Consider the following 25,466-nt stretch of genomic DNA (forward strand, 5'->3'; position numbering starts at 1 on the left):
CTGAAAGCATGAAACAAAAAACGGGTTTGACTATCTTAATGTCAAACCCGTTTTATACTAAAAAAATATTACACTTATCCTTTTAAGCTATCAATAAAATGATCAAATAGATACGAAGAATCATGTGGCCCAGGGCTAGCCTCAGGATGATATTGAACTGAAAAACATTTTTTGTTTTTCATGCGCATTCCTGCAACCGTTCCGTCGTTAAGATGTACGTGTGTAATTTCAAGTGCATCGTTAGCGTCAAGATCTTCTTTACTAACTGCAAAACCATGATTTTGCGAAGTAATTTCTCCTTTCCCAGTAACTAAGTTTTTAACAGGATGATTGATCCCTCTATGCCCATTAAACATTTTATAGGTCGAAATCCCATTGGCCAAACCGATAATTTGGTGTCCCAAACATATCCCGAACAACGGAGCATTTGCCTCCAAAATATCTTTAGCCACTTGGATAGCACCTAATAGTGGCTCGGGATCTCCAGGTCCATTAGACAAAAAATAACCGTCAGGATTAAAAGACCTTAATTCATCAAAACTAGCATCGAATGGGAAAACTTTAATATAGCAATCTCTTTTAGCTAAATTGCGCAATATATTTTTCTTAATACCCAAGTCCAAAGCAGCAATTTTATATTTTGAATTTTCGTCTCCATAAAAATAAGGAACAGTAGTAGAAACTTTAGAAGCCAATTCTAATCCTTTCATATCAGGAACATTAGCCAAAGCTCCTTTTAAATCTTCTATTGCAGTTCCATCTGTACAAATAACAGCATTCATAGCGCCATTATCTCTAATATAGTTAACTAAAGCTCTCGTATCAACATCCGAAATACAGATCAAATTTTGCTTCTTAAAATAGTCTTCCAAACTTTCTGAGGCATCAGCACGAGAATAGTTAAAACTAAAATTCTTGCAAATCAAGCCTGATATCTTAATAGATTCTGATTCTACTTCATTTTCATTTACACCGTAATTACCAATATGAGCATTGGTAGTAACCATTAACTGTCCAAAATAAGATGGGTCAGTAAAAATCTCTTGATACCCTGTCATACCGGTATTAAAGCAAACTTCTCCAAAAGTAGTTCCGCTAATCCCTATTGATTTCCCATGAAAAATAGTTCCATCACTTAGTAAAAGAATTGCAGATTGTCGTGTTGTGTATTTCATTATTGTAGTGTTTGTGTGATATACTAACCAAAGTTAGCATGTATTAATAATAAATACTTCATAGCGAAGTACAACTATTCACCAATTTATAATAACAAATAATCAATTATTAAATTATAAAAAGGATAAAAAAAAAGGATAAACTATAAATAGCTTATCCTTAATTTTATTGAATCATTATTTGCATAATTACTCAGCAGTCTCAGTAGTAGAATCAGTTTCAGCAACAGAAGCTTCAGTAGCTTCATCACCTTTTTTAGCTTTTCCACCACGACGGCTTTTAGCTTTTTTCACTTCTTTTTTTCCACCATTGTAAAGTTCATTAAAATCAACAAGCTCGATCATTGCCATATCAGCATTATCTCCCAAACGATTTCCAACTTTAATAATACGTGTGTATCCACCTGGACGGTCTCCTACCTTAGCAGCTACATCTCTGAATAAATCAGTAACAGCATATTTGCTACGTAAGTAAGCAAAAACAATACGACGATTGTGCGTCGTATCCGCTTTCGATTTTGTTATTAAAGGCTCAACAAATTGTTTAAGCGCTTTTGCTTTAGCAACAGTAGTATTAATACGTTTGTGCTCAATAAGAGAACAAGCCATATTAGCTAACATAGATTTTCTATGCGCTGTCTGTCTGCTTAAGTGATTGAATTTTTTTCCGTGTCTCATGACGTGTTTTTTTTAAACCTTCATCTTGCTACAATCCTCTTTGGAGAGCAAAATACGAAGTGGTTTATTCTTTATCTAATTTGTATTTCGCTAAATCCATACCGAAGTTTAAATTTTTAACTGCAACAAGTTCATCAAGTTCAGTTAAAGATTTTTTACCAAAATTTCGGAATTTCATCAAATCATTTTTATTGAAAGATACTAAATCACCAAGTGTATCAACTTCAGCCGCTTTCAAGCAATTTAATGCTCTAACAGAAAGATCCATATCAACAAGCTTAGTTTTAAGCAACTGTCTCATGTGTAATGACTCTTCATCATAAGATTCTGTTTGTGCAATTTCATCAGCCTCGAGTGTAATTCTTTCATCAGAAAATAACATAAAGTGATGAATCAAAACTTTAGCTGCTTCAGTAAGTGCATCTTTTGGATTAATAGAACCATCAGTTTTAATTTCAAAAACTAATTTTTCATAATCTGTTTTTTGCTCAACACGGAAGTTTTCAATAGCATACTTTACATTTTTAACAGGTGTAAAAATAGAATCTGTAAAAATAGTTCCTATAGCAGCATTCTGTTTCTTGTTTTCCTCAGCCGGTACATACCCTCTACCTTTTTCGATAGTCAAATCGAAATTAAGTTTGATTTTGCTGTCTAAATTACAAATAACAAGCTCTGGGTTAAGAACTTGGAAACCTGAAATAAACTTTTGAAAATCACCAGCAGTTAACTGATCTTTACCTGAAACAGAAATTGTAACTGATTCATTATCTATATCTTCAATTTGACGTTTGAAACGTACTTGTTTAAGATTAAGTATAATTTCGGTAACGTCTTCAACAACTCCTGAAATAGTAGAAAACTCATGATCTACACCTTCAATGCGAACAGATGTAATTGCATAACCTTCTAATGCAGAAAGCAAAACTCTTCTAAGTGCATTACCAACAGTCAATCCATATCCTGGTTCTAAAGGTCTAAACTCAAATTTACCTTCAAAATCGGTTGAATCGATCATGATAACTTTATCGGGCTTCTGAAAATTAAATATTGCCATAAATTTCGACTAAGTCAATTATTATTTGTTGTACAACTCTACGATTAATTGTTCTTTGATGTTTTCTGGAATTTGAAGTCTTGCAGGAACAGATACAAAAGTACCTTCTTTAAGATCGCTATTCCAAGTAATCCATTCATAAACATGACTTGAATTAGATAAAGATCGTTCGATAGCTTCTATTGATTTAGATTTTTCACGAACTGCAACTTTATCTCCAGGTTTAAGGTGGTAAGAAGGAATATTAACAACTTCACCATTTACAGTAACGTGTCTATGAGAAACTATTTGACGAGCCCCTCTTCTAGATGGAGCAATACCCATTCTAAAAACAACGTTATCCAATCTTGCTTCGCATAATTGTAATAAAACTTCACCAGTAACACCCTTAGTAGCAGATGCTTTTTCGAATAAGTTTCTGAATTGTTTCTCTAAAATTCCATAAGAATATTTAGCTTTTTGCTTTTCCATTAACTGAACAGCATACTCAGACTTTTTTCCTCTTTTTTTAGCCATCCCGTGTTGTCCAGGAGGATAATTTCTTTTTTCGAATGCTTTATCATCACCGAAAATTGCTTCGCCAAATTTACGAGCTATTCTTGTACTAGGACCAGTATATCTTGCCATTTTAAATTGTTTAAGATTGAGATTATGAATTCAGGTCAAATCCTTCGATAATCGAAATTCAATCTAGTTTATACTATAATTATATTTTGAGTATTATACTCTACGTCTTTTAGGAGGACGACATCCGTTGTGAGGCATTGGAGTAACGTCAATAATCTCAGTAACTTCAATTCCACCATTGTGCAAAGAACGAATAGCAGACTCACGTCCGTTTCCTGGTCCTTTTACATAAACTTTAACTTTTTTAAGTCCAGCTTCAAGTGCTACTTTACTACAATCTTCTGCTGCCATTTGAGCTGCATACGGAGTGTTCTTTTTAGAACCTCTGAAACCCATTTTACCAGCTGAAGACCATGAAATAACTTCACCTTTTTTATTAGTCAAAGAAATGATAATGTTATTGAAGGTAGCAGAAATATGAGCTTCACCCGTTGATTCAACGATAACTTTACGTTTTTTTGCTGTTGCTTTAGCCATATTACTTATTATTTAGTTGCTTTTTTCTTGTTAGCAACAGTTTTTCTTTTACCTTTTCTAGTTCTAGAGTTGTTCTTAGTTCTTTGTCCTCTTAAAGGAAGACCAGTTCTATGACGAATACCTCTATAACATCCAATATCCATTAAACGTTTGATGTTTAAAGAAACTTCTGAACGTAATTCTCCTTCAATTTTGAAAGAAGATACAGCATCACGAATTGCTCCGATCTCCTCATCATTCCAATCTTGAACTTTTTTATCTTGGCTAACTTGAGCTTTTTCTAAAATCTCAACAGCTCTACTTCTACCTAATCCAAAGATATAGGTTAGTGCAATAACACCTCTCTTATTTTTTGGGATATCTACCCCTGCTATTCTTGCCATAATTATCCTTGTCTTTGTTTAAATCTAGGATTCTTTTTGTTTATTACGTACAATCTCCCTTTTCTTCGTACAATTTTGCACTCGGGACTTCTCTTTTTTACTGAAGCTCTAACTTTCATTTTTGAATATCCTTTAATATCTATAAGTAATTCTCGCTTTTGACAAATCGTAAGGACTCATTTCTAGTTTCACCTTATCACCAGGTAATAATTTAATGTAATGCATACGCATTTTACCAGAAATATGTGCTATTACAATATGTCCATTCTCTAACTCTACACGGAACATTGCATTTGATAATGCTTCAATGATCGAACCGTCTTGTTCTATTGCTGATTGTTTTGCCATAAATTAAGCTACTGCTTTTCTATTTTTACCACTTTTCATTAATCCATCATAATGCTTATTCAACAAGTATGAATTGATTTGCTGAACAGTGTCAATGGCAACACCAACCATAATAATTAATGAAGTACCTCCAAAAAACATTGCCCATGATTGTTGAACATCCATCAAGCTTACAACTATCGCAGGGAACACAGCGATCAAAGCAAGAAATATTGATCCAGGGAATGTAATTAAAGACATCACTTTATCAAGGTAGTCAGAAGTTTCAACACCAGGCTTAACACCAGGAATAAAACCACCACTTCTCTTTAAATCATCAGACATTTTATTTGTTGGAACTGTAATAGCCGTGTAAAAAAATGTAAAAACAATAATTAAAGTTGCAAATACAAAATTATACCAAAAACCAAACATATTACTAAATGCACCTACTATTGACTGAGATGTATCTGAATCTGACAACCCAGCTAGTGCCGCAGGAATAAACATAATTGCTTGCGCAAAAATAATCGGCATAACCCCAGAAGCATTAAGTTTCAAAGGAATCCACTGTCTATTACCATTCATCATGTCTTGCTCGAAATCTCCAGATGTAGTACGTCTTGCATACTGAACAGGAATTCTTCTAACAGCCATAACTAAAAGCACGCAACTAATAATTACCAGCAACCAAATAATAATTTCAATAACCAATAGCATTGGACCTCCATTGTTATTTGATACTCTTGATGTGAATTCTTGCATAAAAGCTTGAGGCAATCTAGCAAGTATTCCTACCATGATCAATAATGAAATACCATTTCCAATCCCTTTGTCTGTAATCTTTTCTCCAAGCCACATTGCAAAAATGGTACCTGTAACAAGAATTACAACAGATGAGAATAAAAACTCAAAAGAATTAAAACCTAGTAAAAAAGCATTACCAGGCAGTGTTCTATATAAGTTATAGATGTAGGTAGGACCTTGAACTAAAGTAATTCCAATTGTCAACCAACGTGTGATTTGATTTATTTTTTTTCTACCACTCTCTCCATCACTTTGAAGTTTTTGCAAATAAGGAATAGCTATTCCCATAAGCTGAACCACAATAGATGCAGAAATGTATGGCATAATCCCAAGTGCAAAAACTGAAGCTTGAGAAAATGCACCACCAGTAAACATGTCAAGAATTGAACCAATTCCTTCTTTGGTCTGTCCGGCTAAATTAGCCAATTGAGTTGCATCAATACCTGGTAAGGTCACTTGAGCACCAAAACGATAAACTAAAAGAAGACCGAAAGTAATTAGAATTCTATTTTTTAGTTCTTCAATTTTCCAAACATTACCTATTGATTCAATAAATTTCTTCATATTATACAGAAAATTACATTACTATAGCTTCTCCACCAGCAGCTTCGATAGCAGCTTTTGCAGTAGCAGTAAATTTGTGAGCGGTTACTTTTAATTTTGCTTTCAATTCACCTCTACCTAAAATCTTAACGATTTCATTTTTGGTAGCCAAACGGTTAGCAACATAAACTGACATATCAACAGTATCTTGAACAATACCATTTTCAACTAAAAGCTGAAGTGTATCAAGATTAACACCTTCGTAATCTTTACGATTAATGTTTGTAAAACCAAACTTAGGTACACGTCTTTGAAGTGGCATTTGCCCTCCTTCAAAACCAATCTTTTTAGAATAACCAGAACGAGATTTTGCTCCTTTATGTCCTCTTGCAGAGGTACCACCTTTTCCAGAACCTTCTCCTCTACCTAATCTTTTATTTTGATTGTGCGTAGAACCTTCAGCAGGTTGTAAGTTACTTAAATTCATAACAGTATTTGTTATTTAGCTTCTTCAACAGAAACTAAGTGTTTAACTTTATTTATCATACCAAGGATTGTAGGATTTGAATCATGCGCTACAACTTGTCCCATTTTACGTAGACCTAAAGCTTCTAATCCTCTTTTTTGTGAAAGTGGACAGTTGATTTTGCTTCTAACTTGTTTTACTAATAATTTAGCCATAATTTCCTTGTATTAACCTTTAAAAACTTTCTCTAAAGAAACACCTCTTTGTTTTGCAACAGTGTAAGCACTTCTCATTTGTAATAAAGCATCAAAAGTTGCTTTTACCACGTTGTGTGGATTTGAAGATCCTTGTGATTTTGAAAGTACATCATGTATACCAACTGACTCTAAAACTGAACGAACAGCTCCACCAGCAATAACTCCAGTACCATGAGATGCAGGAATTAAAAATACACGTGCTCCACCAAATTTACCTTTTTGTTCGTGAGGTACAGATTGACCATTTAAAGGAATCTTTACTAGATTTTTCTTAGCATCTTCTACTGCTTTAGCAATAGCTTCAGAAACATCTTTAGATTTACCTAAACCGTGACCAACAACACCGTTTTCATCACCTACAACTACAATAGCAGAAAAACCAAAAGCTCTACCACCCTTTGTAACTTTAGTAACACGATTTACACTCACCAAACGATCTTTTAATTCAAGACCACTAGGTTTTACCAACTCTACATTTTTGTATTTACTATTAGACATACTATATTAGAATTTAAGTCCAGCCGCTCTCGCGCCTTCTGCTAATGATTTAATACGCCCGTGATATAAGTAACCTCCTCTATCAAAAGTTACAACTTCTATCCCAGCTTTTAAAGCTTTTTCAGCAACTAATTTCCCAACTGCTGTAGCAACTTCAATATTCGTACCCTTACCTATTTCTTTTTCTCTTGAAGAAGCTGCTAGCAAAGTAACTCCGTTTACATCATCAATTAATTGAGCGTAAATTTCTTTATTACTTCTAAAAACAGATAGTCTTGGATTAGTAGCAGTACCACTAATTGTCTTTCTAATTCTGAATCTAATTCTTTGTCTTCTTTCAGGTTTTGTTAATGACATAATCTTATTTTTTAAGCTGATTTACCTGCTTTTCTTCTTAATACTTCACCCACGAATTTAACTCCTTTTCCTTTGTATGGCTCAGGCTTACGGAAACCTCTAATTTTCGCAGCAACTTGACCTAAAAGTTGTTTATCAAATGATGTTAACTTTACAATTGGGTTTTTACCTTTCTCAGATATAGTTTCTAAAGTAACTTCAGGAGCAATCTCTAAAATAATATTGTGTGAAAAACCAAGAGCTAAATCTAATTTTTGTCCTTGATTTGAAGCTCTATAACCAACTCCAACCAATTCTAATGATTTAGTAAAACCATCTGTAACACCAACTATCATGTTGTTGATAAGTGAACGATACAAACCATGTTTTGCTCTTTGATCTTTATGATCAGATGATCTGTCAACTTGAACCTGACCATCTTCAACTGTTACAGTAACGTCCGAAAACTCCTGAGTTAGTTGACCGTTTTTTCCCTTAACTGTAATAATTCCATTTGCTACTTCTACAGTAACACCAGCAGGAACTATTATAGGATTTTTACCTATTCTTGACATCTTATTATAGTCTTTAAATTAGTATACGTAACAAATTACTTCACCACCTACATTCAATTGTTTTGCTTGTTTACCGGTCATCAAACCTTTTGAAGTAGAAACGATAGCTACACCTAAACCATTTAAGATTCTTGGTATATTAGCAGAACTTGAATATTTACGTAAACCTGGTTTACTAATTCTCTGAATATCTTTGATTACAGACTCTTTAGTATCTTTATCATACTTCAAAGCGATTTTGATAGACCCCTGAACAGCGTTGTCTTCAAATTTGTAACTCAAAATATAACCTTGATCAAATAAGATCTTAGTTATTTCTTTTTTTAGATTAGATGCAGGAATTTCAACAACTTTGTGGTTTGCAGCCACAGCGTTACGAACTCTTGTCAAATAATCAGCAATAGGATCTGTATACATGTGTATCAATTTGCGGTCTTGGTTTTCAACAAACGATTTGTTGAACCTTAAACCAATTTATAAATATTAAAGATACAGACTAAACAAATGTTAAGTCTGTATCTGAAAGCAAAATTATGCTACTACCAAGATGCTTTTTTCACACCAGGGATCAATCCGTTATTTGCCATTTCACGAAATGTTACACGTGAAATACCAAATTGACGCATATAACCTCTTGGTCTTCCAGTTAATTTACAACGATTGTGCAAACGAACAGGCGAAGCATTTTTTGGTAACTTTTGCAAACCTACGAAATCTCCAGCTTCTAACAAAGCTTTTCTTTTCTCTGCATACTTTGCAACCGTTTTTTCTCTCTTAACCTCACGGGCTTTCATTGATTCTTTAGCCATGTCTTAGTTCTTTTTAAAAGGTAAACCTAATTCTGTTAATAACGACTTAGCTTCTTTGTCAGTCTTTGCGGTAGTTACGAAGGTAATATCCATACCAGAGATTTTATTAACTTTGTCAATATCAATTTCTGGAAAAATAATTTGTTCTAAAACACCAAGGTTATAATTTCCTCTACCATCAAAACCTGTAGCTTTAATTCCGTTGAAATCTCTTACACGAGGCAAGGCTGAAGTAATAAGTCTATCAAGAAACTCATACATTCTTTCTCCACGCAAAGTAACTTTAGCACCAATTGGCATTCCTTTTCTCAATTTAAAAGACGCAACGTCTTTCTTAGAGATAGTTGAAACTGCTTTCTGTCCAGTGATCTTTGTCAACTCATCAACTGCATAGTCAATAAGTTTTTTATCAGATACAGCTGCACCAACTCCTTTACTTAAAACGATTTTGTCCAATTTAGGAACTTGCATTACGTTTACGTATCCGAATTCCTCTTTAAGAGCAGCAATTACTCTGCTCTTATATTCTTCTTTTAGTCTAGGTATATACGCCATTACTATAATACTTGATTAGATTTTTTTGAAAATCTTACTTTCTTATCTCCTTCTACTCTAATACCTACTCTTGTTGTTTCCTTAGTTTTAGGATCAATTAAAGATATGTTAGATATTTGTATTGGAGCTTCTTTCTTTACAATACCACCTTGAGGGCTTTTTGCACTTGGTTTCGTATGCTTAGAAACCATATTAACACCTTCAACAATTGCTTTGTTCTTTTCACGATCAACGCTTAATACTTTACCTTCTGCACCTTTATGGTCTCCAGCAATTACTCTAACGATGTCACCTGATTTTATTTTTAGCTTTATCATCTTAAAACGAATTAAAGCACTTCTGGTGCTAATGATACAATTTTCATGAATTGTTTTTCACGAAGTTCTCTTGCTACCGGACCAAAAACACGAGTTCCCCTCATTTCACCAGCAGCATTCAATAATACGCAAGCGTTATCATCAAATCTAATGTATGAACCATCGGCTCTTCTTACTTCTTTTTTGGTACGTACAACAACTGCAGTTGAAACAGCTCCTTTTTTAACGCTTCCGTTTGGAGCAGTATCTTTGATAGAAACTACAATCTTGTCACCAACAGAGGCATACCTTCTTTTGGTACCTCCTAAAACACGGATAGTTAAAACTTCCTTTGCTCCAGTGTTATCTGCTACTTTTAGTCTTGATTCTTGTTGTACCATAATTATTTAGCTCTTTCTAAGATTTCAACTAACCTCCAACATTTTGTTTTACTTAAAGGACGAGTCTCACTTATCCTTACAGTATCTCCAACGTTACAGTCGTTCATTTCGTCGTGTGCGTGATACTTTTTAGTTTTCAACACGAACTTACCGTATAATGGGTGTTTTACTTTACGAACTTCAGCAACAACAATAGATTTATCCATTTTGTCTGAAGTTACAACACCAATTCTCTCTTTTCTTAAATTTCTTTTTTCTTCCATCTTTCAGCAGACTACAGTTATTGTCTTTTAGTAAGTTCAGTAGCTAATCTTGCAACAGTTCTTCTCACACCTCTAATTTGAAGTGGATTCTCAATTGGTGAAATAGCGTGAGCCATTTTAAGATCAGCATATGTTTTCTTAGTCTGGCTAAGTTTCTCTTGCAACTCTGCTGCAGAAAGATTTTTTATTTCTGATTGTTTCATAATATAGTATAAATTATGCTTCGAAATCTCTTGCAACAACAAATTTAGTTTTTACTGGAAGCTTTTGTGCTGCTAGACGTAACGCCTCTTTCGCAACTGACAAAGGTACTCCTCCAACTTCAAACATAATTCTTCCGGGTTTAACAACGGCTGCCCAGTATTCAACTGCACCTTTACCTTTACCCATACGTACCTCAAGAGGTTTCTTTGTGATTGGTTTGTCTGGAAATATTTTGATCCATAATTGTCCCTCCCTTTTCATAAAACGAGTGGCAGCAATACGAGCTGCTTCTATTTGACGAGAAGTTAAAAACATTCCATCTTCATGTACAGATTTAATACCAAACATTCCATTAGAAAGTTCATGCCCTCTTTGAGAGTTCCCTTTCATTTTACCTTTCTGTACCTTACGGTATTTTGTTCTTTTAGGCTGTAACATTTTTCTTTACTTTAAAAATTACTTTCGTTTACGAGCGTCTGGTTTTCCACCTTTGTTAAAAGGTTTTCTATCTCCTCTTGGAGAATCACCACCTTTACCTCCAGCACCAGATTGTTTTTTGTCCATTCCGGCTAGTGGAGAAAGATCTCTCTTTCCATAAACTTCACCTTTCATGATCCACACTTTGATACCCATTCTACCATAAGTAGTATGCGCTTCAGCCAAAGCATAATCAATATCAGCTCTGAAAGTTGATAGAGGAATTCTACCTTCTTTGAAACCCTCTGAACGAGCCATCTCAGCACCATTCAAACGACCAGAAATCAAAACTTTGATACCTTCTGCATTCATACGCATAGAAGCAGCAATAGCCATTTTGATTGCACGTCTGTAAGAAATTCTACTTTCGATTTGACGACAGATGCTTGTAGCAACTAGATACGCGTCAAGTTCAGGTCTTTTAATTTCAAAGATGTTAATTTGAACCTCTTTGTCAGTAATTTTCTTAAGTTCTTCTTTCAACTTGTCTACCTCTTGTCCACCTTTACCGATAATAATACCAGGTCTAGCAGTAGTGATAGTAACGGTTACAAGTTTTAAAGTTCTCTCGATTATTACTTTTGATACACTAGCTTTTGATAAACGAGCATGGATGTACTTTCTGATTTTGTGATCTTCGGCAAGTTTATCACCGTAATCATTTCCACCATACCAGTTTGAGTCCCATCCTCTGATAATACCAAGTCTGTTTCCAATTGGATTTGTCTTTTGTCCCATGCTGCTTAAGAATTGCTTTGTGTGTTATTGATAGCCCCTAACACGATTGTAACGTGATTAGAACGTTTTCTTATTCTATGTGCTCTTCCTTGTGGAGCTGGACGAAGTCTTTTCAACATCATACCACCATCTACACGGATTTCCTTAACAAATAAACCAGCTTCTTCCATATTAGCTTCAGGGTTTTTTGCTTGCCAGTTAGCAATTACAGATAAAACCAATTTTTCTAATTTTCTTGAAGCTTCTTTAGAACTAAATCTTAGTATGTTAAGTGCTCTTTCTACCTTCTGACCTCTTACTAGATCTGCTACTAAGCGCATTTTTCTAGGTGAAGTAGGGCAGTTATTTAACTTTGCGAAGGCCAAAGACTTATTTGCCTCTTTTCTTGCATCTGCTGTTTCTCTTTTACGAACTCCCATTGCTTCTTATTTTTTACCTTTATTTTTTGCTCCAGCATGACCTCTAAAAGATCTAGTTGGTGAAAATTCTCCTAATTTGTGACCTACCATGTTTTCAGTTACATAAACCGGTACAAATTGACGACCGTTGTGAACTGCAATAGTTTGTCCAACAAAATCTGGAGTAATCATAGAAGCTCTAGACCAAGTCTTAACCACTCCTTTATTTCCACCTGCAATATTTTCTTGAACTTTTTTGTCTAATTTATAATGAACAAAAGGTCCTTTTTTTAATGAACGTGCCATATCTTATTATTTCTTTCTACGTTCTACGATATACTTGTTACTCGGGTTTTTCTTAGAACGTGTTCTATAACCTTTTGCTGGTATTCCATTTCTTGAACGTGGATGTCCACCAGAAGAACGTCCTTCACCACCTCCCATTGGGTGATCTACAGGGTTCATTGCTACAGGTCTTGTTCTAGGTCTTCTACCTAACCATCTAGTTCTACCAGCTTTACCAGAAACAACTAATTGATGATCAGAGTTAGATACAGCTCCAATTGTTGCAGAACAAGTTAACAAGATCAATCTTGTTTCACCTGAAGGCATTTTAATTGTAGCGTATTTACCATCTCTTGCCATTAATTGAGCAAAAGTTCCAGCAGAACGTGCAATAACTGCACCTTGACCAGGTCTCAATTCAATACAAGAAATTACAGTTCCTAGTGGAACTCTACTTAAAGGTAAAGTATTACCAATCTCAGGTTGAGACTCTGGACCTGAAACAAGTTTCTGACCAACTTTCAATCCGTTTTGAGCGATAATATAAGTTTTCTCACCATCAGCATAAGCTAATAAAGCGATAAATGCAGTTCTGTTTGGATCATATTCGATTGATTTAACCGTAGCAGGAATTCCTTCTTTAGTACGTTTAAAATCAATAATACGATATCTCTGCTTGTGACCACCACCCGTATAACGCATGGTCATCTTTCCTTGACTATTTCTACCACCAGAGTTTTTTATCGGCGCTATCAAAGAGCGTTCCGGCTTATCAGTTGTAATGGCGTCATAACCATTCACAACTCTAAATCGCTGACCTGGGGTAATAGGTTTTAATTTTCTTACTGACATTTTATCTTAGATATTGTTGTAAAAATCAATTGTTTCTCCTTCTTGTACTTGAACAATCGCTTTTTTAATTGCATTTGTCTTTCCACTGATTAAACCACTTTTAGTGTATTTAGTAGTTCTATCTGGTCTCACATTCATTGTGTTAACACTAACAATAGTTACACCATAAGCAGCCTCAACAGCTTTCTTAATTTGTACTTTGTTTGCTTTTCTGTCAACAACGAATCCGAAGCGGTTTAAAACTTCACTTTCTTTGGTTACTTTTTCCGTTACTATAGGCTTAATAATGATGCTCATATCCTATTATTTACTTAAATTTTCTTCAATTATCTCCAAAGAACTCTCTAAAAGCACTAAATTATTAGCGTTTAATATAGCGTAAGTGCTTAATTCTAAGCTGCTTACAACGCTAGAGCTTTTTAAATTACGTGACGACAAATATACATTTTTATTTGAATCACCCAATACAAAAAGGGATTTTTTATTCTCTAACTCTAAAGCTTTCAAAACGTTGATGAAATTTTTAGTGTTTGGAGTTTCAAAATTAAAGTCTTCAAGAACGATAATGTTTGACTCTTTAGCTTTGATAGAAAAAGCAGATTTTCTAGCTAAACGCTTTAAGTTTTTATTCAATTTGAAAGAATAACTTCTTGGTCTTGGACCAAAAACAGTTCCTCCACCTTTAAATAAAGGGTTTTTAGCACTACCTGCACGGGCTGTACCTGTACCTTTTTGCTTTTTTATCTTACGAGTACTTCCCGCAACTTCAGCTCTTTCTTTAGCTTTGTGCGTTCCTTGTCTTTGATTAGCAAGATATTGCTTTACATCAAGATATACTGCGTGATTGTTTGGCTCTATACCAAATACTGAATCAGAAAGTTGAACTTTTCTTCCAGTATCTTTTCCGTTGAAATCTAATACTTTTGCTTCCATTACTTCTGAATGATTACATAAGAGTTGTTATGACCAGGAACACATCCTTTAATAACAAGTAGGTTCTTTTCAGCCACTACTTTTAAAACTCTAAGGTTTTGAACTTTTACATTGTCTCCTCCCATACGTCCAGCCATACGCATTCCTTTGAATACTCTAGATGGATAAGAAGAAGCTCCCACAGAACCTGGCGCTCTTAAACGGTTGTGCTGACCGTGAGTTGCTTGACCAACACCACCAAAACCGTGACGTTTTACAACCCCTTGGAAACCTTTACCTTTAGATACACCTTGTACATCTACAAACTCACCTTCAGCAAAAATAGAAACATCAATAAGATCTCCTAATTTTTGTTCAGTTGCAAAATCTTGGAATTCAACGACTTTTTTCTTAGCTACAGTTCCAGCTTTTTTAAAGTGACCTAAAGCCGCTTTTGTGGAATGTTTCTCGTTTTTGTCATCGAAACCTAGTTGCAACGCTTCATACCCGTCAACACCTTTGGTTCTGACTTGGGTAACAACACATGGACCCGCTTCGATTACCGTACAAGGAATATTCTTCCCGTTTTCGTCGAAAATACTAGTCATGCCGATTTTTCTACCAATTAACCCAGACATAAATATTAATTATTAATTACTAAAACTCCCTTCAATTTAAAAACAACAGCTGTTCTCAAACAGGGAGTGCAAAAGTATACATTAAAATCGGATATACCAAACAGTTACAAAAATTAAATAACTCATTATCAAAAACAAAACTTTTAAAAACTAAACAAACAGTCACTCCATAACATAATACACATTTCGATTCATGTTATTTCAAGGAATAAATAATAAAAAAAATTAGAAAAAAACATTACTAATAATCCGCTCATACCCTATAAATCAAAACATTTCATTTTATTCCAAAAAAAAAGCGGAACAAAATGTTCCGCTTTATAAAAAAAATATACTTAAACTTTAATTTCAACTTCTACTCCACTAGGCAATTCTAGTTTCATTAAAGCATCAATAGTTTTTGAAGACGAAGAGTAAATATCAATCAATCTCTTGTAAGACATTACTTCAAACTGCTCTCTAGCCTTCTTATTTACGTGCGGTGAACGCAATACTGTAAACAATTTTTTGTGAGTTGGTAACGGAATAGGACCAGTTACAACAGCACCAGTAGTTTTTACTGTTTTTACAATCTTCTCAGCAGACTTGTCTACCAACATGTGATCGTAAGATTTTAATTTTATTCTGATTTTTTGACTCATTTTCTTAAAGATTAAGCGTTTCCTTTTGCTTTTTTAATTACTGCTTCTGAAATATTAGAAGGCGTCTCTGAATAGTGAGAGAATTCCATTGTAGAAGTTGCTCTACCAGATGATAATGTTCTTAATGTTGTAACATATCCAAACATCTCTGATAAAGGCACATCAGCCTTAATAGTTTTAGCACCATTTCTATCTCCCATGTCACTCACCTGACCTCTACGACGGTTGATATCACCAACGATATCTCCCATGTTTTCTTCTGGCGTAATAACTTCCATTTTCATGATTGGCTCCAAAATTACAGCACCAGCAGCTTTTGCTACCTCTCTATAACCCATTCTTGCCGCTAACTCAAAAGAAAGCGCATCAGAATCCACAGGGTGGAAAGATCCATCTAATAAAGTAACCTTTAAACTATCAACTTGATATCCTGCTAAAGGACCAGTTTTCATTGCTTCACGGAAACCTTTTTCAACTGAAGGTATGTACTCTTTTGGAACGTTACCACCTTTCACAGCATTAACAAACTGTAATCCAACTGGAGCCTTACCATCAACTTCATCAGCAGGCTCAAGAATAAATACGATATCACCGAATTTACCACGACCTCCAGATTGTTTTTTGTAAGTCTCTCTGTGTTGTGCTTTTTTAGTAAACGCTTCTTTATATTCAACTTGAGGCTCACCTTGGTTCACTTCAACTTTAAATTCACGTTTCATACGATCTACCAAGATATCTAAGTGAAGCTCACCCATACCAGAAATAATCGTTTGCCCAGAAGCTTCATCAGTTCTAACAGTAAATGTTGGATCCTCTTCAGCTAGCTTAGCCAAAGCCATACCCATCTTATCAACGTCAGCTTTAGTTTTAGGCTCAATAGCAATACCAATTACTGGTGCAGGGAATTTCATTGACTCAAGAATAATTGGGTGTTTTTCATCACACAATGTATCTCCAGTTTTGATATCTTTAAAACCAACAGCCGCTCCAATATCTCCTGCCTCGATATACTCGATTGGGTTTTGTTTGTTTGCGTGCATTTGGTAGATACGAGAAATTCTTTCTTTATTTCCAGAACGCGTGTTCAAGACATAAGAACCCGCATCTAAACGACCTGAATAAGCACGGAAGAAAGCTAAACGCCCTACGAATGGGTCAGTAGCGATTTTAAATGCTAAAGCTGCAAATGGCTCTTTAACATCTGGCTTACGCAAGATTTTAGTTTGATCTTCTTCTAAAAGTTCAGCATCATCAGGGTGAATCCCTTCAATACCTTCTTTATCCATTGGAGATGGCAAGTATTTACATACTGCATCCAACATGAATTGAACCCCTTTGTTTTTGAAAGATGAACCAGCAATCATAGGAATAATTGCCATATCCATTACAGCTGCTCTTAAAGCGATGTTGATCTCTTCTTCCGTGATAGAATCTGGATCTTCCATATACTTATCAAGTAAGTTTTCATCATAATCAGCAACTGCTTCAATAAGAATGTCTCTGTACTCTTTTACTTCATCAACCATATCAGCAGGAATATCAACAACTTCATAAGTTGCTCCCATTCCAGCATCATCCCAAACAATAGCTTGGTTTCTTACTAAATCTACAACACCTTTGAAATCATTTTCTTCACCAATTGGCAAAGTAATCGCAACAGCGTTAGATTTTAACATGTCTCTTACTTGTTGACATACCATCAAAAAGTTAGATCCTTGTCTATCCATTTTATTAACAAAACCAATACGAGGAACTCTATATTGATCTGCCAATCTCCAGTTCGTTTCTGATTGTGGCTCAACACCATCAACAGCACTAAACAAGAAAACTAAACCATCAAGTACACGCAAAGATCTGTTTACTTCGACTGTAAAGTCAACGTGTCCAGGAGTATCAATGATATTAAAGTGATAAGGCAAGGTCTCAGGTAAAATTTTACCTTGAGTAGTTGGAAAATTCCATTCACAAGTTGTAGCCGCAGAAGTAATAGTAATACCTCTTTCTTGCTCTTGTGCCATCCAGTCCATTGTTGCAGCACCATCGTGCACTTCACCAATTTTATGTGATTTTCCTGTATAGAATAATATACGCTCCGTTGTTGTTGTTTTACCAGCATCAATGTGAGCAGCAATACCTATGTTTCTTGTATATTTAAGTTCTCTAGCCATTTCTTAAGGATTAAAATCTAAAGTGAGAGAAAGCTTTGTTAGCTTCAGCCATTTTGTGTGTATCCATTCTTTTCTTAACAGCAGCACCTTCTTCTTTAGCAGCAGCTAAACACTCTGATGCTAATCTTTGAGCCATTGACTTTTCGTTTCTTCTTCTTGAATAAAGAATTAACCATTTCATCGCCATAGAAATTTTTCTATCTGGACGAATTTGCATTGGAATTTGAAATGTAGCTCCACCCACTCTACGTGAACGAACTTCTACGTGAGGCATAACATTAGTTAATGCATCTTTCCAGATTTCTAATGCTGGTTTTTCAGCATCTTGTTTTTTAGATTCAATAATATCAATTGCATCATAAAATACTTTAAACGCTGTAGATTTTTTTCCATCCCACATTAAGTTGTTCACAAAACGTGTTACCAGTTGATCATTAAATCTTGGATCTGGTAAAAGTGGTCTTTTCTTTGCCGCTCTTTTTCTCATGTCTTTTGTTGTTAAAAGTCTTAACGTCTCCTGTCCAAATGTCTTAAAATAGCAAAAGCTGCCTTAAACTTTTGACTTTCGACTTTTGACTAATTAAATTACTTTTTTGCTTCTTTTGGGCGTTTTGCTCCGTACTTAGATCTTCTTTGCGTTCTTCCTGCTACTCCTGACGTATCAAGTGCACCACGAACGATGTGATATCTAACTCCTGGTAAATCTTTTACCCTTCCACCCCTAACTAATACTATCGAGTGCTCTTGTAAATTGTGTCCTTCACCAGGGATGTAAGCATTCACTTCGTTACCATTTGTCAAACGTACACGCGCTACTTTACGCATTGCAGAGTTTGGTTTTTTTGGTGTTGTAGTGTAAACACGCGTACAAACCCCTCTTCTTTGAGGACAAGAATCTAAAGCAACCGATTTACTCTTCTTAGTTATCTGAGTTCTTCCTGTTCTTACTAATTGTTGAATTGTTGGCATAATTAATACTAAAAATTTCTTATTATATTAAATTCCCGCTTTTTACGGGGTTGCAAATGTAGAAAATATTTTTTACTCTACAAACGTTAAACTATTAATTTTCAATTAGATTATTTAGAACTTTGAAAATCATTACAAAGATCTCATATTTGTAACACAAAATTCACATTATGAGCAATAAGAAAAAAATGCTTCTTTTATTTTTGTTTTTGTTTGTAGAAAGTATTTGTAACGCTCAAGAGTTTCGATTACAAATCATTGGAAATTCAAAAGAAGAAACCAAAATTATAGACTCCTTAAATTATCAAACCAAACACAAAAACATTAATTCTATAAAAGAGGAAATACAAAAATTCCTAAAAAAAACTTCCTCGCTAGGCTATATTGAAGCAAAACAATTGCCTCTAAATAAAGTCAACGACTCTACATTTACCAATAGAATTGAACTTGGACAACAAACAACAAGAATACTTATCACAATTGAGGATCAAGAAACGATAGCACTATTAAAACTTAAAAAAAGCACAATTGAAATCCCTTATGCGGAAGTAGAAAATTTTTTAAACCAAACTTTAGATCTTTTAGATGACAAGGGCTACATTTTTGCAACACTAAAACTAAATACAATAAAAAGCGAAAAATCTATTCTAAATACAGAATTACACATTCAAAAAAACGCATTCCGAAGCATCAATGCCATAGTAATAAAGCAAACAGAAAAAAAAAAATTCCCAAAAGGTCATCTCACTCAAATTAACCGAAAATACAAAAACAAACTATTTAATTTAAAAATTCTCGAAAAAATTAATGCCGATTTTAATCAGCTCAGCTTTGCAAATCAAACAAAATACCCCGAATTTTTAGCTACCACAGACACGACCAAAGTATACGTTTATCTCGAAAAGAAAAATTCAAATACATTTGATGGCTTTGTCGGCTTTAACAACAATGAAAATCGTTTTACACTAAATGGCTTCTTAGACCTTCAACTTGAAAATATATTAAATAAAGGAGAACAAATACAAATATTTTGGAAGAGCGACGGCAATGATCAAAAAACATTTAAAGCTAGCTTTTCTTTACCTTATCTTTTTAATTCACCTATTGGAATTCAAAGCGATTTACAAATTTTCAGGCAAGACACAACATTTCAAAACACAAAAACAACTCTAGGCTTAAACTATATATTAAAAAACAATTCGAAAATAAATCTAGAATACAAATCAACCCAATCTAGCAAGATTGAGAACATTAATATCAACATAGAAGGATTTAACAACAATTTCATTACTGTAGGATATGACAACAATCATTTACTTTCGAGTAACAGAAAAATAAAAACTCAATTAACTACTAGCACTACAATTGGAGCAGGCAATAGATTAATCAACATTGAAAGCAAAAAACCTACACAACAATTTCAAATAGATTTAAAAAATAAATTAACATTTGAATTCAACAACAAACACTCGATACACATTAATAATCAAAACTATTATTTGTCTAGTAAAGAATACGTAGAAAATGAACTAAACCGTTTTGGAGGTTTTAAAAGCGTACGCGGTTTTAGAGAAAACAGCATCATGACTTACCTATTCACGACATTTATGACCGAATACCGCTTTGCACTAACACCTAAACTATATATACACAGCATTGTAGATTTAGCTTACTACGAAACAAAATTACAGAATACACTTAAAAGCAATAATTTAACAGGAATAGGTTTTGGACTAGCTACCCAAACAAGAAACGGATTATTGCACATAGCGATAGCTAGCGGCACCGAATACACCCAAAAAAACAAAACTAAAAACACTATACTTCATGTTAGCTACAACATTAAATTCTAAATTTTAACATAAAAAAACACTTTTTCATTAGGAATGTTAAGAAAATATTAAGAAGTTTGTTGAACTAATTCAAAATATTAAAAAATGAAACTAAAGTTTAATGGATTACTAGTACTACTTATAGTAATAGTGGCGCAAATTACATTTGCCCAAGAAAGATCTGTTTCGGGAACTGTTTCTGATAATGCAGGAATGCCTTTACCAGGCGTGAGTGTATTAGTGAAAGGAACTAAAACTGGAACGCAAAGTAATTTTGATGGAAGCTACACTATCAAAGTTAACCCAACGCAAGTGCTGATATTTAGCTATATTGGCATGAACACGCAAGAAGTTGTTGCGAAAACAACATTAATCAATGTTAAATTGACTAGTTCATCCTTGGAGCTAGAGACTGTAGTAATAAATAACTTTGGTATTGAAACAAAAAGAAAATTATCAGACTCTTCAAGATCTAAAGTAAAAGGAGAAGCATTAAGAAGCACAGGCGAAGTAAACTTATTAAATGCCTTATCAGGTAAAGCTTCAAATGTTAACATTACCGCAAGTTCGGGTGATCCAGGTGCTGGATCTTATGTACAAATTAGAGGACAAAACACGATCACTGGTAGTACACAACCTCTTTATGTAATTGATGGTATACCAATTTCAGGACAAGAAGTAGATAACGGAAACAATACAGGGGGCGTAAACCAACAATCCAGAGTTAATGACATCAATCCAAATAGTATTGAAAGCGTAACAATTTTAAAAGGAGCTTCTGCTGCAGCCTTATGGGGATACAGAGCAGCCAACGGAGTGATCCTTATCACTACTAAAAAGGGGAAGGGTGGTAAAATTAGTGTTAACATCAACACCTCATATTCGTCTGATGAAATAAATGTAAAAATGAAAACACAAGACCTTTTCGGACAAGGTTCCGGTGGTCGATTTACTAGAAATGCTGGACCTTCATTTGGTGATTTAATATCAAATAGAAGCGGAGCCAGCGATGTCTTCAACACTGCAGGTTCATATTTTGTTGCAGATAGTGGAAACAAATACTATGCTATTACACAAAAAAACAGCAAAGCAAACTTCAACGAATCAAATTATGATGCAGTAATAGGCACTGGACACACCTTTACTAAAAATGTCGGCATCAGTGGAGGAAACGAAACTGGGTCGTTCTATCTTGGATTTGGGCATACTGACCAAGATGGTGTTATAAGAAATAGTAGCTACGAAAAAACAAGCATAGACTTTAATAGTTTGTTTAAATTAGGAGAGAAAACTACATTTAAAACAAAATTTTCATTCTCAGGTATTAATTCGAGCAGAATCCAACAGGGTTCAAATACAAGTGGTCTATATCTAGGATTATACAGAAATGCACCTGATTTTGATATTAGAGATTTCAAAGGCACTAATTTCACAGCAGCTGGAGTTCCTTCCTTAGGAAGCCAACGTGGCTACAGAAAAGATTTAGGTAATTTTGAGGGATCAAGAACTATTGCATATAATAACCCTCTATGGACAACAGACATTCAAAAAAACCCAAATACTGTAAATCGATATATTGCTGGATTCGAATTGAATCACAAACTAACTGAAAATTTTAGCTTATTAGGACGTTTCGGTTTGGACGCCTATACTGACGAGAGAATTTCAATGTATCCTATTTATTCCTCGGAAAATGCAGGAAACGGAAGTGCATCAGAGGATGGTATAACATACAGACAATACAATGCCGACATCATGGGTATTGGAAACACTTCAATAACCGACAAATTAAAATTAGATTATACTGTAGGTATTAATATTGCTGAAACAAATGATGTCAGAAGAGGTGGATCCTACAAAAACTTCCTTATCAACACACCTAAATTTGTTTACGACAACTCACTTTTAGCAGACAGAACTACATATCTTGCCAGATTAAACACCAAAACAAATGGCGCCTATTTCTCAACATCATTTGATTTTGATAGTATGTTCAATTTAAATCTTGGTGGAAGACTTGAAACTGCTTCATCATTGGCTCCTAATTTAAAAGCATATTTTTACCCATCAGCTGAATTATCATACAATTTAAAACATGATATTGAAAGTACTATTTTAACAAACGGTAAAATGCGAGCAACGTTTGGTCAAGTAGCCATAATACCACAGATATATAGAGGGACTACCTATATTACAGGCGCCTTAGACACCGAATCATGGGAACCTGGATACGATGCAGCAGCATATAACGGCGGATTTGAACGTGAAGGTGCAGCTGGTAATACTTTACTTAAACCTGAAATTAAAACAGAAGTAGAGTTTGGTACTGAATTGGAATTTTTCAATAGATTAACTTTGGGTGCAACCTATTATAATAGTGTTGTGAATGATAATTTGATTTCTGCTGCTATAAACCCGTCATCATCATTTGATTCTAGGTACGGTAATTTTGCTCAAATAAAAAACAAAGGAGTCGAAATTGATTTTGACATTGCAATTCTAAAAAATACAGACTTCAAATGGAACATTTCAGGTAATTGGGCTACCAATAAAAACAGAGTAACTAAACTTGACGGAACAACTTCTGTTTCATTGAATGGTTTTGCAGGAACCTCATCAAGAGCAGTTCTAAATCAACCAGTAGGCGTATTATGGGGAGGAAGATTTGATAGAGATGCTAATGGAGCATTAATATTGGATGCAAACAAGTTCCCAACTGCAGCACCTACAGAAGGCATAATTGGCGACCCAAATGCGAAATGGAGAGCAGGTCTTAGCAATCGTTTTTCATACAAAGGACTATCATTAAATGTACTTTTTGACGCCTCTGTTGGAGGAGAACTATGGGACGGAACAAATGGTGTTTTAAATACATTTGGACGAACGTTAGAAACAGCAAACATTGTAACCCTTTCAACTACTGAAGCAGCTAATTTAAAAGGATCAGATGGAGCCACTGCCCTATCTCAAAGCTGGCCAAATGCAGATGGAACAGTAAGTGTTCGTGGAAATATTAACAATTTCGGCGGAGGACCTGTACTAGTTAACCAATCATGGTATGCTGGGCAAGGTGGAGGTTTTGGCAGTATTGCAGAGCAGTTCGTAAAATCGGCTACATGGGTAAAACTAAGAGAAATCACATTAAGCTACAACTTAAACAGCAAATTGATTCAAAAAACAGGTTTAAACGAAGTTTCGATATCTGCAACAGGAAGAAACTTATGGTTATGGACGGAAGATAAAACATTAGGACAAGATCCAGAAACGAATCTTACTGGTGGATCAAATGGAAGAGGATTACAATATTTTAACAGTCCAAATACAAGATCATTAATGCTTTCATTAAATTTAAAATTCTAACAATATGAAACTATACAAAAAATATCTAACCCCCATATTTGCAAGTTTAGTACTAGTTGGGTGTACTGATTATGTTGAAGATATAAATACAAACCCACATCAATTATCAACAGATGATGCAGAATCAAAAAATATTTTTCAATCAGCTCTTTTGGCAAATCAGTATTTTCATTGCACTAATAACCTCAGAAACACAATGCTATGGTTAAGCCAGGCAAATGGGATAGACAGACAATACATCCCATTAAACAACTGGAACAACAGTGCAGCTTCAGATTCTGATTCAGCTTGGAGATTTGTATATGTAAATGGCCTACCTCAAATTCGATTAGTACAAGAAAAAGCTACGGCTGAAAAAAACGTGAAGAGTTTAGCTGCTATGCAAATTGTAGAAGCTCACCTAATAGGAACGGCAGCTTCATTATGGGGAGATATTCCTTATTCAGCGTATTCGATTGCTTCTGCATCTAACAAACCTAAGTTTGACAAACAAAGTGATGTGTACAAAGCAGTACAAATACTCTTAGACAAGGCGATTGTCAATTTAACAAAAGAAGGAGCGATACCCGCTTCATTAGATATCTATTATGGAGGAGATACGTCCAAATGGACTCAATTAGCATATTCACTTAAAGCTCGTTTCTACTTGCACACCAAAGATTATGCTAATGCTAAGTCGAATGCTTTACGTGGGATCAGTAATGCATCTAATGACTTCAAAGCTAAATTTGGCGGAAAAACTGCCAAACAAAACCTAAACCCTTTCTACGAATTTTTAGAATATGAAAGAAATGGTTATATGGCTGGTGATGGTTACGCAGCATCAATTCTTAACAGTACATCTACATTAAAAAGAACTAATACAAAGACTGATGAAGCGGCTCGTTTAGCCTACACTTATACAGGATCATTAGGGAATGAACAGCTAAATGTTAATGGATTAGATTTAGGATCAGAAACTGCACGATTTGGTTCAGATGCAAGTATGCCTTTAGTTTCTTATGGTGAAATGCTATTAATAATTGCAGAGGTGGATGCCAGATCAAGTTTAAGCTCTGGAGTTACATCCTACAATGCTTATAGATCATTATTAGACTCTGGTTATTCTATAGGACAAAACAATTCTGGATACGATAATAAAACGTTTAATTATGATCCTTACGTTGATGCAGATTTCAACAATGGAGGAATCGAAAACAACGATAATGCAACTCCGCAAAATGCTTTATTAAGAGAAATCTATGAAGAGAGATATATTTATTTTTTAGGAAACTACGAAGCATTTACAGACTTTAGAAGAACTAATAACATTGCTAAAATAACTCTTCGCGGGGCATTTGCAGGAACTCCACAAAGACTGTTGTACTCGCAAGAAGAAATTAATTCCAATCCAAATGTACCAAGTCCGTTACCAAAAGCAACAGACAAAACAGAGGTTAACAATTAATATGTAATAATTACA

At 34.6% G+C, this 25,466-nt stretch carries 36 protein-coding genes; 3 read left to right on the forward strand and 33 right to left on the reverse strand.

Translation table 11 applies throughout. The features are described 5' to 3' along the window. Positions 1-74: 74 nt before the first annotated feature. From carA to rpsL, 33 genes are all read right to left on the reverse strand, one after another. Positions 75-1,175: a glutamine-hydrolyzing carbamoyl-phosphate synthase small subunit gene (gene carA / locus FJV36_RS03290; RefSeq protein WP_158729281.1), complete on the reverse strand. Its 1,101-nt coding sequence runs from the start codon at positions 1,173-1,175 to the stop codon at positions 75-77. A 189-nt stretch (positions 1,176-1,364) separates the two neighbouring features. Beyond that, a complete protein-coding gene (rplQ, locus tag FJV36_RS03295) occupies positions 1,365-1,853 on the reverse strand; it encodes a 50S ribosomal protein L17 (RefSeq protein ID WP_158729280.1) in 489 nt (162 codons plus the stop codon). 64 nt (positions 1,854-1,917) lie between these two features. Beyond that, positions 1,918-2,910: a DNA-directed RNA polymerase subunit alpha gene (locus FJV36_RS03300; protein ID WP_039110214.1), complete on the reverse strand. Its 993-nt coding sequence runs from the start codon at positions 2,908-2,910 to the stop codon at positions 1,918-1,920. 21 nt (positions 2,911-2,931) lie between these two features. Beyond that, positions 2,932-3,537, reverse strand: a complete 606-nt coding sequence (rpsD, locus tag FJV36_RS03305; protein WP_158729279.1) for a 30S ribosomal protein S4 — start codon at positions 3,535-3,537, stop codon at positions 2,932-2,934. Between the two features lie 93 nt (positions 3,538-3,630). Beyond that, positions 3,631-4,014 (reverse strand): 30S ribosomal protein S11, encoded by a 384-nt coding sequence (rpsK, locus tag FJV36_RS03310; RefSeq protein ID WP_024981527.1) that lies wholly within the window; start codon positions 4,012-4,014, stop codon positions 3,631-3,633. A gap of 8 nt (positions 4,015-4,022) precedes the next feature. After that, positions 4,023-4,397: a 30S ribosomal protein S13 gene (gene rpsM / locus FJV36_RS03315; RefSeq protein ID WP_158729278.1), complete on the reverse strand. Its 375-nt coding sequence runs from the start codon at positions 4,395-4,397 to the stop codon at positions 4,023-4,025. Between the two features lie 2 nt (positions 4,398-4,399). Next, the gene (ykgO, locus tag FJV36_RS03320; protein WP_008992256.1) at positions 4,400-4,516 is read right to left on the reverse strand and encodes a type B 50S ribosomal protein L36; all 117 of its coding nucleotides are present in this window, start codon (positions 4,514-4,516) and stop codon (positions 4,400-4,402) included. Between the two features lie 13 nt (positions 4,517-4,529). Next, positions 4,530-4,745: a translation initiation factor IF-1 gene (gene infA / locus FJV36_RS03325; protein WP_007136545.1), complete on the reverse strand. Its 216-nt coding sequence runs from the start codon at positions 4,743-4,745 to the stop codon at positions 4,530-4,532. A 3-nt stretch (positions 4,746-4,748) separates the two neighbouring features. Further along, the gene (gene secY / locus FJV36_RS03330; protein WP_158729277.1) at positions 4,749-6,095 is read right to left on the reverse strand and encodes a preprotein translocase subunit SecY; all 1,347 of its coding nucleotides are present in this window, start codon (positions 6,093-6,095) and stop codon (positions 4,749-4,751) included. A 13-nt stretch (positions 6,096-6,108) separates the two neighbouring features. Next, the gene (gene rplO, locus FJV36_RS03335) at positions 6,109-6,561 is read right to left on the reverse strand and encodes a 50S ribosomal protein L15 (RefSeq protein ID WP_086452752.1); all 453 of its coding nucleotides are present in this window, start codon (positions 6,559-6,561) and stop codon (positions 6,109-6,111) included. A gap of 11 nt (positions 6,562-6,572) precedes the next feature. Then, entirely contained in the window at positions 6,573-6,755 is a 183-nt protein-coding gene (gene rpmD / locus FJV36_RS03340) for a 50S ribosomal protein L30 (protein ID WP_086452753.1), read from the reverse strand. Between the two features lie 12 nt (positions 6,756-6,767). Then, positions 6,768-7,295, reverse strand: a complete 528-nt coding sequence (gene rpsE / locus FJV36_RS03345) for a 30S ribosomal protein S5 (RefSeq protein ID WP_035668102.1) — start codon at positions 7,293-7,295, stop codon at positions 6,768-6,770. A gap of 6 nt (positions 7,296-7,301) precedes the next feature. After that, positions 7,302-7,652: a 50S ribosomal protein L18 gene (gene rplR / locus FJV36_RS03350; protein ID WP_086452754.1), complete on the reverse strand. Its 351-nt coding sequence runs from the start codon at positions 7,650-7,652 to the stop codon at positions 7,302-7,304. 11 nt (positions 7,653-7,663) lie between these two features. Beyond that, on the reverse strand, positions 7,664-8,206 hold the full coding sequence (gene rplF, locus FJV36_RS03355) for a 50S ribosomal protein L6 (RefSeq protein WP_086452755.1): 543 nt from the start codon (positions 8,204-8,206) through the stop codon (positions 7,664-7,666). A gap of 18 nt (positions 8,207-8,224) precedes the next feature. After that, positions 8,225-8,623: a 30S ribosomal protein S8 gene (rpsH, locus tag FJV36_RS03360; RefSeq protein ID WP_158729276.1), complete on the reverse strand. Its 399-nt coding sequence runs from the start codon at positions 8,621-8,623 to the stop codon at positions 8,225-8,227. Between the two features lie 122 nt (positions 8,624-8,745). Next, on the reverse strand, positions 8,746-9,015 hold the full coding sequence (rpsN, locus tag FJV36_RS03365) for a 30S ribosomal protein S14 (RefSeq protein WP_026707007.1): 270 nt from the start codon (positions 9,013-9,015) through the stop codon (positions 8,746-8,748). Between the two features lie 3 nt (positions 9,016-9,018). Beyond that, entirely contained in the window at positions 9,019-9,570 is a 552-nt protein-coding gene (gene rplE, locus FJV36_RS03370) for a 50S ribosomal protein L5 (RefSeq protein ID WP_158729275.1), read from the reverse strand. 2 nt (positions 9,571-9,572) lie between these two features. Continuing rightward, the gene (rplX, locus tag FJV36_RS03375) at positions 9,573-9,887 is read right to left on the reverse strand and encodes a 50S ribosomal protein L24 (protein WP_158729274.1); all 315 of its coding nucleotides are present in this window, start codon (positions 9,885-9,887) and stop codon (positions 9,573-9,575) included. Between the two features lie 11 nt (positions 9,888-9,898). After that, complete coding sequence (gene rplN / locus FJV36_RS03380) at positions 9,899-10,267, reverse strand: 50S ribosomal protein L14 (protein ID WP_026717863.1); 369 nt, start codon at positions 10,265-10,267, stop codon at positions 9,899-9,901. 2 nt (positions 10,268-10,269) lie between these two features. After that, the gene (gene rpsQ / locus FJV36_RS03385; protein ID WP_086452759.1) at positions 10,270-10,530 is read right to left on the reverse strand and encodes a 30S ribosomal protein S17; all 261 of its coding nucleotides are present in this window, start codon (positions 10,528-10,530) and stop codon (positions 10,270-10,272) included. 17 nt (positions 10,531-10,547) lie between these two features. Beyond that, positions 10,548-10,733, reverse strand: coding sequence for a 50S ribosomal protein L29 (gene rpmC / locus FJV36_RS03390; RefSeq protein ID WP_086452760.1), 186 nt, complete (start codon positions 10,731-10,733; stop codon positions 10,548-10,550). A gap of 13 nt (positions 10,734-10,746) precedes the next feature. After that, positions 10,747-11,172, reverse strand: coding sequence for a 50S ribosomal protein L16 (rplP, locus tag FJV36_RS03395; RefSeq protein WP_007803637.1), 426 nt, complete (start codon positions 11,170-11,172; stop codon positions 10,747-10,749). Positions 11,173-11,190: 18 nt separating this feature from the next. After that, positions 11,191-11,949 (reverse strand): 30S ribosomal protein S3, encoded by a 759-nt coding sequence (gene rpsC / locus FJV36_RS03400; protein WP_035668118.1) that lies wholly within the window; start codon positions 11,947-11,949, stop codon positions 11,191-11,193. Positions 11,950-11,954: 5 nt separating this feature from the next. Continuing rightward, on the reverse strand, positions 11,955-12,368 hold the full coding sequence (gene rplV / locus FJV36_RS03405; RefSeq protein ID WP_035668120.1) for a 50S ribosomal protein L22: 414 nt from the start codon (positions 12,366-12,368) through the stop codon (positions 11,955-11,957). Between the two features lie 6 nt (positions 12,369-12,374). After that, on the reverse strand, positions 12,375-12,653 hold the full coding sequence (rpsS, locus tag FJV36_RS03410; RefSeq protein WP_007136562.1) for a 30S ribosomal protein S19: 279 nt from the start codon (positions 12,651-12,653) through the stop codon (positions 12,375-12,377). Between the two features lie 6 nt (positions 12,654-12,659). Further along, entirely contained in the window at positions 12,660-13,484 is an 825-nt protein-coding gene (rplB, locus tag FJV36_RS03415; RefSeq protein WP_144893902.1) for a 50S ribosomal protein L2, read from the reverse strand. Between the two features lie 6 nt (positions 13,485-13,490). Then, positions 13,491-13,781 carry a 50S ribosomal protein L23 gene (rplW, locus tag FJV36_RS03420; protein WP_073370568.1) on the reverse strand — a complete coding sequence of 97 codons (291 nt, stop codon included), beginning with the start codon at positions 13,779-13,781 and terminating at the stop codon, positions 13,491-13,493. Positions 13,782-13,787: 6 nt separating this feature from the next. Then, positions 13,788-14,417: a 50S ribosomal protein L4 gene (gene rplD, locus FJV36_RS03425; RefSeq protein ID WP_144893904.1), complete on the reverse strand. Its 630-nt coding sequence runs from the start codon at positions 14,415-14,417 to the stop codon at positions 13,788-13,790. Continuing rightward, complete coding sequence (gene rplC, locus FJV36_RS03430; RefSeq protein ID WP_072945403.1) at positions 14,417-15,034, reverse strand: 50S ribosomal protein L3; 618 nt, start codon at positions 15,032-15,034, stop codon at positions 14,417-14,419. Before rplC ends, rplD begins: the two co-directional genes overlap by 1 nt. Before the next feature lie 335 nt (positions 15,035-15,369). Continuing rightward, positions 15,370-15,675 (reverse strand): 30S ribosomal protein S10, encoded by a 306-nt coding sequence (rpsJ, locus tag FJV36_RS03435; protein WP_007803605.1) that lies wholly within the window; start codon positions 15,673-15,675, stop codon positions 15,370-15,372. Positions 15,676-15,686: 11 nt separating this feature from the next. Next, positions 15,687-17,843 (reverse strand): elongation factor G, encoded by a 2,157-nt coding sequence (fusA, locus tag FJV36_RS03440; RefSeq protein ID WP_158729273.1) that lies wholly within the window; start codon positions 17,841-17,843, stop codon positions 15,687-15,689. 10 nt (positions 17,844-17,853) lie between these two features. Continuing rightward, positions 17,854-18,330 (reverse strand): 30S ribosomal protein S7, encoded by a 477-nt coding sequence (gene rpsG, locus FJV36_RS03445; RefSeq protein ID WP_158729272.1) that lies wholly within the window; start codon positions 18,328-18,330, stop codon positions 17,854-17,856. 98 nt (positions 18,331-18,428) lie between these two features. Beyond that, a complete protein-coding gene (gene rpsL / locus FJV36_RS03450) occupies positions 18,429-18,812 on the reverse strand; it encodes a 30S ribosomal protein S12 (protein WP_007136570.1) in 384 nt (127 codons plus the stop codon). Between the two features lie 170 nt (positions 18,813-18,982). On the opposite strand from rpsL, the gene FJV36_RS03455 reads away from it, so the two are divergent. The 3 genes from FJV36_RS03455 (at position 18,983) to FJV36_RS03465 (ending at position 25,451) form a co-directional block, all read left to right on the forward strand. Continuing rightward, entirely contained in the window at positions 18,983-20,665 is a 1,683-nt protein-coding gene (locus tag FJV36_RS03455; protein WP_158729271.1) for a hypothetical protein, read from the forward strand. 84 nt (positions 20,666-20,749) lie between these two features. Then, positions 20,750-24,004 (forward strand): SusC/RagA family TonB-linked outer membrane protein, encoded by a 3,255-nt coding sequence (locus FJV36_RS03460; protein ID WP_158980828.1) that lies wholly within the window; start codon positions 20,750-20,752, stop codon positions 24,002-24,004. Positions 24,005-24,008: 4 nt separating this feature from the next. Continuing rightward, a complete protein-coding gene (locus tag FJV36_RS03465; protein ID WP_158980830.1) occupies positions 24,009-25,451 on the forward strand; it encodes a SusD/RagB family nutrient-binding outer membrane lipoprotein in 1,443 nt (480 codons plus the stop codon). Positions 25,452-25,466 lie beyond the last annotated feature (15 nt).

Origin of the sequence: Flavobacterium sp. I-STPP5a (assembly GCF_009764685.1) — a bacterium.
Lineage (GTDB): Bacteria > Bacteroidota > Bacteroidia > Flavobacteriales > Flavobacteriaceae > Flavobacterium.